The 11,452-nt window shown below is 59.3% G+C and carries 11 protein-coding genes; 8 read left to right on the forward strand and 3 right to left on the reverse strand.

From position 1 onward, the window contains the following. Positions 1 to 337, forward strand: a 337-nt coding sequence (locus V3W31_03685; protein MEE9614043.1) for a hemerythrin family protein, incomplete at its 5' end; no start/stop codon positions are given. Between the two features lie 145 nt (positions 338 to 482). After that, entirely contained in the window at positions 483 to 881 is a 399-nt protein-coding gene (locus tag V3W31_03690) for a bacteriohemerythrin (protein ID MEE9614044.1), read from the forward strand. A 93-nt stretch (positions 882 to 974) separates the two neighbouring features. On the opposite strand, the gene V3W31_03695 is transcribed toward V3W31_03690, so the two are convergent. From V3W31_03695 to V3W31_03705, 3 genes are all read right to left on the reverse strand, one after another. Beyond that, positions 975 to 2,117 (reverse strand): KamA family radical SAM protein, encoded by a 1,143-nt coding sequence (locus tag V3W31_03695; protein ID MEE9614045.1) that lies wholly within the window; start codon positions 2,115 to 2,117, stop codon positions 975 to 977. A 362-nt stretch (positions 2,118 to 2,479) separates the two neighbouring features. After that, positions 2,480 to 4,354 (reverse strand): DUF4105 domain-containing protein, encoded by a 1,875-nt coding sequence (locus V3W31_03700; GenBank protein MEE9614046.1) that lies wholly within the window; start codon positions 4,352 to 4,354, stop codon positions 2,480 to 2,482. A 73-nt stretch (positions 4,355 to 4,427) separates the two neighbouring features. Then, positions 4,428 to 4,904, reverse strand: coding sequence for a DUF3015 family protein (locus tag V3W31_03705; protein ID MEE9614047.1), 477 nt, complete (start codon positions 4,902 to 4,904; stop codon positions 4,428 to 4,430). A 174-nt stretch (positions 4,905 to 5,078) separates the two neighbouring features. Between V3W31_03705 and V3W31_03710 the strand changes: the two genes are divergently transcribed. The 6 genes from V3W31_03710 to argH all read left to right on the forward strand — a co-directional run bounded on the left by V3W31_03710 (position 5,079) and on the right by argH (position 11,152). Next, the gene (locus V3W31_03710) at positions 5,079 to 5,954 is read left to right on the forward strand and encodes a DUF2156 domain-containing protein (GenBank protein ID MEE9614048.1); all 876 of its coding nucleotides are present in this window, start codon (positions 5,079 to 5,081) and stop codon (positions 5,952 to 5,954) included. A gap of 18 nt (positions 5,955 to 5,972) precedes the next feature. Beyond that, the gene (locus V3W31_03715; GenBank protein MEE9614049.1) at positions 5,973 to 6,914 is read left to right on the forward strand and encodes a TIGR01212 family radical SAM protein; all 942 of its coding nucleotides are present in this window, start codon (positions 5,973 to 5,975) and stop codon (positions 6,912 to 6,914) included. Between the two features lie 30 nt (positions 6,915 to 6,944). After that, positions 6,945 to 8,015 carry an aminopeptidase gene (locus tag V3W31_03720; GenBank protein ID MEE9614050.1) on the forward strand — a complete coding sequence of 357 codons (1,071 nt, stop codon included), beginning with the start codon at positions 6,945 to 6,947 and terminating at the stop codon, positions 8,013 to 8,015. A 217-nt stretch (positions 8,016 to 8,232) separates the two neighbouring features. Continuing rightward, a complete protein-coding gene (locus V3W31_03725; protein MEE9614051.1) occupies positions 8,233 to 8,820 on the forward strand; it encodes a D-sedoheptulose 7-phosphate isomerase in 588 nt (195 codons plus the stop codon). Continuing rightward, complete coding sequence (locus tag V3W31_03730; protein MEE9614052.1) at positions 8,817 to 9,755, forward strand: hypothetical protein; 939 nt, start codon at positions 8,817 to 8,819, stop codon at positions 9,753 to 9,755. The genes V3W31_03725 and V3W31_03730 overlap by 4 nt, the downstream gene beginning before the upstream one ends. Next, positions 9,755 to 11,152 (forward strand): argininosuccinate lyase, encoded by a 1,398-nt coding sequence (gene argH / locus V3W31_03735; protein ID MEE9614053.1) that lies wholly within the window; start codon positions 9,755 to 9,757, stop codon positions 11,150 to 11,152. Before V3W31_03730 ends, argH begins: the two co-directional genes overlap by 1 nt. Positions 11,153 to 11,452 lie beyond the last annotated feature (300 nt).

Raw genomic sequence — 11,452 nt, forward strand, 5'->3', positions numbered from 1 at the left:
CTTCCGCAGGGTGCGCGCGCTCAAGAGGGCCATGGAACTGGACCTGGGCAGGGAGGAGGTCGCGACGGTAATCGTCTTCCTGGAGAACTACGTGGTAGAGCACTTTACGGCGGAGGAGGCCTTCATGAAGGGCCTCAAATACCCGGAGCTGAACCCGCATAAGGTGGAGCACGCCTCGTTCGTCCGGGAGTTCGAGATTTTCAAGAGGGAGTTCGACGAGAAGGGCTCCTCCGAACCTTTTGCCGTAAAGACCCACGACTGGCTTAAAGACTGGCTTACGGGGCACATAGGGAAGACCGACAGGGCGCTTGGCCTGTACCTGAGGACCAAACCATAGGTCGGAAACACGGAGGAGATGCCGTACCAGGAACAATGACAAAGGGCGGACCATACATTATACATATCATACTTGGTTCCGGCGGGGGACGGTCCTACGGCTTTACGGACATCCCCGGCGGACACGGCTGAAGGAGGTCGGAGATATGGAATGGGACGAAAGCCTGACTACCGGCAATGAGCTGATAGACAGCCAGCACAAGGTGTTGTTCGAGAGAATGAACGAGTTCAAGAGGGCCATGGAGCTGGGTGTCGGCAGGGAAGAGGTGGGCGAAGTGATAGCGTTCCTGGAGGGCTACATAACGGCGCACTTCGCCGTGGAGGAGACCTTCATGGACGAACGCGGCTACCCGAACCGGGCCACGCACAAGGAAGAGCACGCCTCATTCATACGGGACTTCGAGGAGTTCAAGCGGGAGTTCCATGAAAGAGATCCATCCCAGTTCTTTGCCATAAAGACCCACGGATGGCTTACCGGATGGCTCTCCGACCACATCGCGCAAACGGACATGGCGCTGGGCCGGTTCCTTAAGGCCACTTCTTAGTCCGCGCCGCTGCCCGAACCGTACCTGCCATTCAGACCATTCGGGCAGGCCATTCGGGCGATCCAAGCCGGGAGAGGCATAAACAGGCCGGCGCTACTCCTCCTCTACTTCCGCTACGTTCGGAAGCGTGGTTTCCTCTCCCTTGTAGTTCCTGAAGACGTACCTCTTGTCGGTCTTGTCCACGAAGTAGTAGTCGGGCATGAGCGGGATCTTGCCGATGTTGGTGGAGACCACGTACATTGGCTGGGCGAGCCCGCTCGTGTGTCCGCGCAGGGCGTCGCGGATGAGCTCGGCCCCCTTCTCGACCGACGTGCGGAAGTGGTCGAGCCCCGGCGCGGCCGCGCAGTAGAAGACGTAGTACGGCCTCACCCTTATCCTCAGGAGTTTTTGGTGCAGTTCCCTGAAGGTCTCGACGTCGTCGTTTATGCCCTTCATGAGCACCGCCTGGTTGCCCACGCTTACGCCCGAGGAGAGGAGCCCGTAGACGGCCCTCCCGACCTCTTCGGTAATCTCTCTGGGGTGGTTGCACTGGATGTTGACCCAGATGGGCACGCGGTGGTAGCCACCCAGCACCCTCTTCAGCCCGTCGGTTATACGGTGCGGCAGCACGACCGGGGTCCTGGTGCCGAAACGTATCATCTCGATATGGGACATCTCGCGGAGGCTGCGGACTATGTGCTCGATCTTCTCGTCGGAGAGTATAAAGGGGTCCCCGCCGGTTATGAGCACGTCGCGCACCTCGGTGTGCTCCCGCAGCCACCTGAGCCCCTCCTCCACGTCGAAACGGAGTTTCAGGCTCTGATCCACGACGACCTCCTTACGGAAGCAGTGGCGGCAGTAGTTGGCGCACGAGTCCACTATCGTAAAGGCCACGCGGTCGCGGTACTGTCTGGCGATGGTGTCGGGCCTCTTCTCCCCGGTGGCCCGGTTCTCCTTCCAGATGAGGAAGTTCTCCATCCCGTGGCGGTTCTCCAGCTCCTTCATGGAGGGGACGACCTGTCTCCGTATCGGACAGTTCGGGTCGTCACGGTCCATTAAAGAAGCAAAATAAGGGGTGGTGCCCCACCTGGTGCCAAGGTCCCTTACCGCCTCCTCCTCCTCGGGGGTGGGGTTTATATACTCCCTCAGTCGCGCGAGGGTGTTGACGTAGTTCCTGAGCTGCTCTTTCCACTCCTCGCAAGGGTATTCCCTGGCCGTATTCTCTCTATCTTCTATGTTCAGATATCTGACGCTCATGGTTGGTCCCCCTTCCCGCCGCCCCGGCCCCGTACGGAAGGTCCCGGCGCGGCCCTTATAACTGTAACATTATACCATGAAACGGCCATAAAATTCAACCGTTTTCACGGGGAAAGCTCTTGAAAAACATATGGTTTTACAAGGGGTTACGGGCTTTAAGGCCGTCTTTCATACTACACCCTTTTCACCCGCCCCCGCCCCGGGCCAAAACCCCGGGGGAAGCCGGATTATACTCTGATTACAAAGCCGTTGCAAGACAATAATTGCACCCTAAAAAGGAACGATTTTAAGGACTACCCTTACGGGTATATGGTAGTTGATATTGCGATGGGACCGCGTACGCGTTGACCGTGCGCCGGCACCTAAAAGAACATCCTCCACCCCACCCTCGCCTCGGTCCAGTAGACGCCAAAGCTCCTCTCCCGCATGATATCGAGCGAGAGGGCGCTGTTGGTCCCGAGTTGGAAGCTCTGCCTGAGCGCTGCCTCGTAGCGGCGGTGCTCGTCGCCGAACTCGTACCAGAGGGATTTAAAGGAGAGGTGGGCTTTCCAGCGCTCCGTGAGCTCCCCTATCACCCCGCCGGAGAGCCCGAGCCCGAGGGCGTAGCTCTCATCAAACCTTCCGCTTATAAGGAGGTCGCTCTCGACCATCGCGTAGCCCACGGCGAGCGGGCCCTTATAGACGACCCCGCCCGCGGGACCGAGGCGGTAGACCAGGTGGTCGTTCTTGTCCGGGAAGAGCCTTTGCTCGAAGCCGGTCATTACCTTCCAGGAAATTGTTTTGAAGAGCCTGTCCCTCGGCGCGAGCGAGACGATGTCGAGGATCTCGAACGCTTCGAGCTCGACCTTGCCGTCGGAGGGGTAGTACCTCAAGGCGGTGTCGAAGAACTCTATCTGCGAGCCCTCTATGTAGCCCTCGCCGGGGTCCAGGAGCGCGTGGTAGGCGGGCCGGAACCGGAGTTCCTGGAACCCTCTGTCGTCCTTAACGCCGAGTCCGAACGAAAGCCTCCTCGACAGGTGCCCCCGGTCGGGACGGGACGGGGGCTTTATGTCGTAAAAGCCCTCTTCGGTCTTGCCGAGCTTTCCGCGGACCTTCAGGATTTCGAGGAAACGCTCTATGTAGGCCTCCTTCGTGAGCTCGCCTCGGGCGTAGTCGTACTGCAGGTACTCGGTGGCGAGGTCGAGGGTGCGGATCTTCTCATCTCTTCCCCCCTCCCCTTGAAGCACCTCGCCGGGGTCCGCCCTCCCCCCGGCTACGTCCATTCCTTGCTCCCTGCTCTCGTCGTCGAGGAGTGAAGCGATATACCTTATCTTCGTGGCCTTCGACGGCCGGTACTCGACCTTACGGACGAGCCCGGCGTCATAGACCGCTCTTATCGTATCCACGGGTATAACCGAAAGCCCCATCCGGTCGGAAAGGGAGAGGGAGGGTCTGGCGGCCTCGAGCAAGAGGAGCGGGTGGTAGGAACAGTTCTCGTCGAAAAAGTAGTAGTCGGAGTATATCCCCTGCAGCTCCCAGATGTGCAAGACCATCCTCCACACCTCTTCTTCGGTCAGGTCGAGGTAGTACTCCCACATGTCGCGCTGGTCCACGTCGCTATACTCCTTTATCTTCTGGTAGTAGGGGAGGATGGAGAAGTAGCCGGGGTAGAGGCCGAAGATGCCCTTGAAGGCGAAGAACGGGCCGAAGGTCTCCTCGGTTATGGCCGCGTAGTTGACGGCGTGGGAGAGGAGCTTGCTCTCTCTGGTGGTGTCGATCCTTATAAAGGTATGGCCGAACATGGAGGCCGGGCTGTTCATGTAGGAGGCCGGGAAGACGAAGACCGCGGAGCGCGGGTTTACCTCCTCCATAACCTCGTCGAACTTTTTGCACTCGACCGGCGGAAGCCCGGACTCGTCCATATCGAGGTTTTTCTTCAGCCACGCGTAGCGGGCCGGGAAGCGGCACCTCGGGTGCTCGTCGTCGTTTTCCACGTCCTCGCGGAAAAGGAAAAGGAAAAAACCCCTTATGGTGGCGGCAAGCTCGGCCTTCGGGTCCCGTTTGCCGTTGGGAGAGAGGAAGAATTTATGGTCGTCGACGAGGCTCTCCATGCCTCCGCGCCTGGACTTATAGTGGAGGAGCACCTGCCAGTAGCGGGCCTCATGGAGTGCCTTCTCTTCGGCGAGGTTCAGGAGTTCGGACAGGTAGGCATCGTCCGAGGCCCCGGCCGTGGAGGCGGCCATAAAAATGAAAAACAAAAGGGATACGGTTTTTTTAAAACCGTATCCCTTTTGAAGATGTGCCAATGTACCTGCTGCCCGTATGCGGCTATTAGCCCTTTTCGTAGAGCGAGGCTATGCTGACGATCACGTCCGTGGCCTCGACCTTGTCCGAGGGGAATATCTCGGAGAAGTTCCGCTGGAGCGTGCCGTAGAAGGCGGACCTGTCTTCGGCGGGTATCTCCATCAGCTCGGAGAGCGTGTCGAGCGACTCGCCCTGCCCGGAGGCTATGTCCTTGGCGATGCCGTCCATGTTGTCGGCGACGAACTGTATCGTCTCGGTGGAGACGATCGTTGTCTGCTGCTTGCACTCGGAAGTGCCCGAGGTGATGCCGAAGGTCTGGTTGCCGAGGAAACCGTTGGTCGTTGCGGCTACCACCTGCACGAGAAGGCCGTCGCTCGTGCCCTGCTCGAATATCATCGTACCCAGGCCGCAGCCCACGTTATGTCTTACCTTGGCGCTTGAGTTGGTAACCGAAACGCCCAGAACCACCGCAACCGCTAAAGCGCACAACAGTAACCTTTTCATACCCTGCCTCCTTGTTTTGGGACCTTTTTGAAAAGCACACACTTCACTGAAGTCGCGTGTCAATGTCACTCAAGTTATAGCATACGCTTCGGGGTTGTCAAGGTCATTATTCGGCCGAACTCATGGCACGGGCGGCCTAAAGCTGTTACAATAGAATTTTTAGACCATTAACCCGTGAAAAATCAAAAAGGTACGGTCATAGAGGAGTACCCCGGCCTCTCGGAGCTCGACCCCGGAATGCGGCCGGAGCTGCATCCCCGCTTCTCCGCCCTTACCGAAGGGGTGTCGGAGTTCACGTTCGCCAACCTCTATCTCTTCAGGGAAACGCATAGCTACCGGATAGCGAGGCTTGATGAGGACAAATTTTTTATAACGGGAACTAATGGCGGGGGAAAATTCTTCATGCTCCCGTTCGGTCTGCCGGACCGTAAGCTGCTCGACGAGTTCTTTAAAGAGTTCTCCTCCATGAAGTGCGTGCCCGAAGCCATGGCCGCGGAGCTCAGGGAGATGGGCCGCGGCGTAACCGAGGACCGGGACAACTTCGACTACCTCTACCTCAGAGAAGAGCTCACGCGCCTCTCGGGCGGGAAGTTCCACAAGAAGAAGAACCGCGTTAAGGCCTTCGTAAACCGCTACTCCTGCGAGGGGAGGCCGCTCATTGAAGAGTACATGCCCGACGCCGTGGAGGTGCTGCGCCTCTGGCGCGAGGGCAGGGACGACCCCGGCGACTATACGGCCGCTAAAGAGGCGCTTTCCATGACCGAGGAACTCCAGCTCTGCGGGGGCATATACTACGTGGATGGAAAACCCGCGGCCTACACCCTCGGGGAAGAGATAGCCGGAGGCGACACCTTCGTCACACACTTCGAAAAGGGGGTGCCGGGATATACGGGGCTCCTGCAGTTCGTGAACCAGGCCTTCGCGTCCATCCTTCCGGAGAAGTACAGGTACATAAACAGGGAGCAGGATCTCGGGGAGCCGGGCCTCCGGGAGGCCAAGGCAAGCTACAGGCCCACGGGCTTCGTAAAGAAGTACCTGGTCACGAGGTAAGAGCGGAATGAGAGCGAAATGAAAGAAGGCAGGCGCTATTACCCCCTTTCCGAGTACCTGAAGGAGCGCTTCGGGTGCCGTGTATACCGGGTGACGCTCGACGGGGGCTTTACCTGCCCCACCCGTGACGGGACTAAAGGCACCGGAGGCTGCACGTACTGCGAGCCGGCCACGCTCGTGCCGAAAGACCATAAGGACGGGGCCTCCATCGGTGAACAGCTAGCCGTGGGGATGGAAAAGGTAAGGAAGAGGCACGGGGTGGAAAAGTTCATCGCCTACTTCCAGGTAAACACCAACACCTACGCCAACACCGAACGCCTAAGGGTGCTCTATACCGAGGCCACGAGCCACCCCGACGTCCTGGCCCTCGCCGTCTCCACGAGGCCCGACTGCCTCGGCGACGAAGTGCTCGACCTCCTCGCGGAGCTAAAAGGGGGGGGAAAGCACCTGTGGCTCGAGATGGGGCTTCAGTCCTCCAGCGACCGGACCCTTGAACGCATAGGCAGGGGGCATACGGCCGGGGAGTTCTCCGACGCCGCCTGGCGGGCGCGCGCGCGGGGGATAGAGGTCTGCGCCCACGTAATCTTCGGCCTCCCGGGCGAAGGGAGGGAGAAGATGCTCGATACCGTAAAGTTCATCTCAAGACTCCCGGTATGGGGCATAAAGTTCCACCAGCTCGACGTGGTGAAGGGCACGGCCCTTGAGAAAGAGTATAATGGCAAGGAGCGTAACGACGACGAACTAAAACTCCTAAGCCTTGATGAGTATGCCGGACTCGTGGTAGAATCGCTTGAGCTTCTGCCGCCGCGGGTGGTAGTACACCGGCTTTCGGGCGCCACGCCCCGGGAACTGCTCGTGGCGCCGCGCTGGTCGCTTAAGAGGTCGGCGGCGAGAAACAGAATTGAAAAACTGCTTATCGAGGAAAACACCCGGCAGGGTGCGAACTTTCAAGCCCCTTAGCTTACACTTTGTTTTCAGAAAGGAAATTCCATGTCCGACCCGCGCGTAAAAAAACTCGCTTCCATCCTCGTAAAGCACTCGCTCGGGGTTCGGAGGGGGGAGACGGTCTCGATAGCCTCATCCTCGGAGCTGGCGAAGCCACTCGTGATCGAGGTCTTCCGGGAGGTGATGCGGGCGGGGGCTCATCCGCTTACCAGCATAGCTCTGGAGGAGACGCAGAACGTCTTCTTCGAGACGGCCTCCAGGGCGCAGCTCGCGCACCTGCCGAAGACAAGGCTCTACGAGGCCCGGAACATAGACTGCTTCGTCAACATAAAGGCGCCACTTAACAAGAAGTCCCTCTCCACCGCGGACCCGAAGAAGGTCGGGGTAAGGAGCCGGACCCTGAAACCGCTGAGCAACATTATCGTCAATAAAAAGCGCTGGGTGCTGTGCAACTACCCGACCAACGCGCTCGCCCAGGAGGCCGACATGAGCCTCTCGGAATACGAGGCCTTCCTCTACGGCGCCACGAACATAGACTGGACCAGGGTAAAGCAAAAAGAGATGGCGCTAAAGAAGGTGCTCGACAGGGGCAGGACCGTAAGGATAGTCGGCGAGGACACGGACCTGACCATGAGCATAAAAGGGAGAAAGTCCATCCCCTGCTACGGGACGTGCAACATGCCCGACGGCGAGGTCTTCCTCTCGCCGGTTGAGAACTCGGCCGAGGGGTACATATATTACGAGATGCCCGCCATATACCAGGGCCGGGAGGTCACGGGAGTAAGGCTCAGGTTCAGAAAGGGGCGGGTGGTCGAGGCCCGGGCGGACAAGAACGAAAAGTTCCTCATCGCCATGCTCGACACCGACAGGGGGGCGAGGTATCTGGGTGAGCTCGGTGTGGGCGTCAATTATGGAATTAAAAAGTTCTCCAAGGACATCCTCTTCGACGAGAAGATAGGGGGCACGGTGCACCTGGCGGTGGGGAGTTCGTATCTGGAGGCCGGGGGGAAGAACAGGTCGGCGGTCCACTGGGACATGATAAAGGACCTCCGGAAGGGCGGCGCGCTCTACATAGACGGAAAGCCGATACAGAAGAACGGTCGGTTCCTCATATAAAGCCGGGCGAAAAAGCCGCGTAAAAAGATTGACACGCCCTCCTTTCAGGAGATAGTATCGATAGTTAAGGGCTGTTGAAAAAGTGTCTTTTTCAAAAAATGGTCATTCCTGCGAAAGCAGGAATCCAGTTATTTTAAGGGCTTCTGGACTCCCGCGTTCGCGGGAGTGACAGAAATATTGCTTTTTTCAACAGCCCACTTAGCCGTACCCTGAAACCATGGAAAACGAACTGGTCCTGAAAAAAGTAAAGGAGAGCCTCAAGGTAAAGGAGAAGTTCTTTACCAAGAAGAACGTCTCACGGCTCGTCCTTGCGTCCGAGACGATAGCCGAGGCCTTCAAGGCCGGCGGGAAGCTCATGGCCTGCGGCAACGGCGGCTCGGCCGCGGACTGCCAGCATACGGTGGCCGAGTTCGTAAACCGGTTCGAGATAGAGCGCCCTCCGCTCCCGGCCGTGGCCCTTACCACCGACACGTCGGTCATAACGAGCATCGGCAACGACTACGATTTCGACCAGGTATTCTCCAAGCAGGTAAAGGCGCTCGGCAAGGAAGGCGACGTGCTGCTGGCCATATCCACCAGCGGCACCTCCCCCAACGTGGTTAAGGCGGTCGAGTGCGCCGTCGATATGGGGATAAAGACCGTCGCCCTTACCGGGAGGGACGGCGGGGTGCTGGCGGGCAAGGCGGACATAGTATTGAACGTGGACTCCTCCTCCACGCCGCGCATCCAGGAGGTCCACATAACCGTGTGCCACCTCATATGCGAACTGGTGGACCACCTGCTCTTCAAGAAGGTCTCCGCATGAGGTTCAAGCCGCTCTCCCCACGGGGGATAAAGACCTACTCCATAAAGAAGCGGAAGAGCAAGGTCGGCGTCGGCGACGTCGCCTCGGTGCCCGAGAAGGGCGGCTCTGTAAAGGCTTTTCTCGGCGGGCTGCCCGATATACTCGCGGCAAAAGATCTAAGGGCCGTGGCCTCGGCCGTCGCGAGCGCCCACCGGAGGGATAAGACGGTCGCCGTCGGCATGGGCGCCCACGTCATAAAGGTGGGGCTGAGCCCCCTTATAATAGACCTTATGGAGCGGGGCGTTATAAGTGCCGTGGCCATGAACGGGGCTGGCATAGTGCACGACTTCGAGCTCGCCTATGCGGGTCAGACCTCCGAGGACGTCTCCGCCGAGATAGGCCGGGGTGCCTTCGGCATGGCCGAGGAGACTGGAAAACTCCTTAATGGCGCGATAAAGCGGGGGGTAAAGAAGGGGCTCGGCATAGGACGCTCGGTCGGGGATATGATCTCACGCTCGCGCTTCCCGCATAAGGACCTTAGCATCCTCGCCGCGGGCGCGAGGCTCGACATCCCGGTAACCGTGCACGTAGCCATAGGTACGGACATTCTCCACATACACCCGCAGATGGACGGCGCGGCCACGGGCTCGGGCTCGGAGAGAGATTTCAAGCTCTTCGCGTCGGTCGTAAGCACGCTCCAGGGTGGAGTGTATATCAATATCGGTTCAACGGTCGTCATGCCCGAGGTCTTCCTTAAGGCGCTTACGCTCGCCCGGAACCTCGGCCACAGGGTAAGGAGCCTTACCACCGTGGATATGGACTTTATCCGGCACTACCGGCCCTCTACGAACGTCGTAAGGAGGCCGACCCTCGGAGGCGGCAAGGGATATTCGCTCACGGGCCACCACGAAATAATGGTGCCGCTCCTCTACGCGGCGATAAGGGAAAAACTCTGATGGCAAAAGGAAAATCAAATAAACCGTGGTCGGGCCGCTTTAGCGGCAAGACCGACAGGCTCGCCGAAGAGCTGAACGCCTCCATATCGTTCGACTGCCGTCTCTTCCGGCACGACATCCGGGGCTCAATGGCGCACGCCATGGTCCTGGAAAGGGCCGGTGTGCTTACGAAGACCGAGACGCGGAAGATAACCGCGGCGCTCCGCGCGATAGAAAAAGAGATGGCCTCGGGCAAGCTCAAGTTCACGCCGGCGGATGAGGACATACACATGGCGGTGGAGAAAAAACTCATAAAGAAGATAGGGCCCGCCGGAGGCAAGCTCCACACCGGACGCTCGCGGAACGACCAGGTGGCTACGGCAACCCGGCTCTTCATGAAAGACGCGCTGGAGGAGGTGCTCGACCTGGCGGGTACGCTGCAGGCGGCCCTCTTCCATGTGGCGCGCAGGAACGTTGAAACCGTGATGCCGGGCTACACGCACCTGCAGCGGGCCCAGCCCGTGCTCCTCGCCCATCACCTGCTGGCCTACTACGAGATGCTTAAGCGCGACCGGGGAAGGCTCCGGGACTGCCTTACGCGACTTGATGAGCTGCCGCTCGGCGCGGGCGCGCTCGCGGGGAGCCCATACAACCTCGACCGGCGATACGCGGCGCGGCTCCTGGGCTTCTCCGCCGTAACCGAGAACAGCATGGACAGCGTAAGCGACAGGGACTTCATAATCGAGTTCCTCTCGGCCGCGTCCATCTTGATGATGCATCTCTCGCGGCTCTCCGAGGAGCTGATACTCTGGTCCTCGGCCGAGTTCGGCTTCGTGGAGATCTCCGACGGCTTCGCCACGGGCTCGTCCATAATGCCGCAGAAAAAAAACCCGGACCTGGCCGAGCTCGCCCGGGGCAAGACGGGCCGGGTCTACGGGAACCTCATGACGCTCCTTACGGTTATGAAAGCGCTCCCGCTCGCCTACAATAAGGACATGCAGGAGGATAAGGAGCCTCTATTCGATACGGTGGATACGCTCCGGGTGGTGCTCGGCGTCTTCCCCCGGATGATTAAGACGATGAAGGTGAATAAACGCGCCATGCGGGAAGCGACGGCATCAGGCTTCCTCACGGCCACGGACGCGGCCGACTACCTCGTAAAGAAGGGGCTACCCTTCCGGGAGAGCCACGCTGTCGTCGGCAAGGCCGTGGCCCACTGCATAAAGAATAAAAAAGGGCTCGAAGAGCTTACCCTCAAAGAGTGGAAGGGGTTTTCAACACTCTTCGGGCGGGACATAAAGAGGGCCGTATCTGTCGAGGCCTCGGTCGGCGCGAGGAAGACAACGGGCGGGACGGCGAAAAAACAGGTCGAGAAGAGGCTAAGGGAAGTAGCAAAGGAGCTCGGGGTCAAATGGTGAAGGCATCGCTTAAGGCGCTGTTACCGGTTATCTTAGGCCTTTTTCTCTGCCTTCCCGTTTTAACGGTCATCGGCGGCTGCGGCAAGAAGGGGCCTCCCGTCCCCCCCTCCCCCCCCTCCCCGCCAGCCGAAACCGAAAACCGCTGAGATGCACTTCTTCGACTACAGGGGGAAAGGAAAAGGAAAAAACCTTTACGCCGAGGGCGTGTCGGTCGCGCGCATAGCGAAAGAGGTCGGCACTCCCGTATTTATCTACAGCGAGAAAACACTCCGGCGCCACTACCGGGCGTTCGACGAGGCC

Source organism: Thermodesulfobacteriota bacterium (assembly GCA_036482575.1).
In the GTDB taxonomy this organism is placed as follows: domain Bacteria; phylum Desulfobacterota; class GWC2-55-46; order GWC2-55-46; family JAUVFY01; genus JAZGJJ01.

Bases quoted from the DNA above. Each gene is read 5' to 3' on its own strand.
- V3W31_03690 (MEE9614044.1), top strand. From the start codon at position 483: ATGGAATGGGACGAAAGCCTGACTACCGGCAATGAGCTGATAGACAGC.
- V3W31_03695 (MEE9614045.1), bottom strand. From the start codon at position 2,117: ATGAGCGTCAGATATCTGAACATAGAAGATAGAGAGAATACGGCCAGG.
- V3W31_03705 (MEE9614047.1), bottom strand. From the start codon at position 4,904: ATGAAAAGGTTACTGTTGTGCGCTTTAGCGGTTGCGGTGGTTCTGGGC.
- V3W31_03715 (MEE9614049.1), top strand. From the start codon at position 5,973: ATGAAAGAAGGCAGGCGCTATTACCCCCTTTCCGAGTACCTGAAGGAG.
- V3W31_03720 (MEE9614050.1), top strand. From the start codon at position 6,945: ATGTCCGACCCGCGCGTAAAAAAACTCGCTTCCATCCTCGTAAAGCAC.
- V3W31_03725 (MEE9614051.1), top strand. From the start codon at position 8,233: ATGGAAAACGAACTGGTCCTGAAAAAAGTAAAGGAGAGCCTCAAGGTA.
- V3W31_03730 (MEE9614052.1), top strand. From the start codon at position 8,817: ATGAGGTTCAAGCCGCTCTCCCCACGGGGGATAAAGACCTACTCCATA.
- argH (MEE9614053.1), top strand. From the start codon at position 9,755: ATGGCAAAAGGAAAATCAAATAAACCGTGGTCGGGCCGCTTTAGCGGC.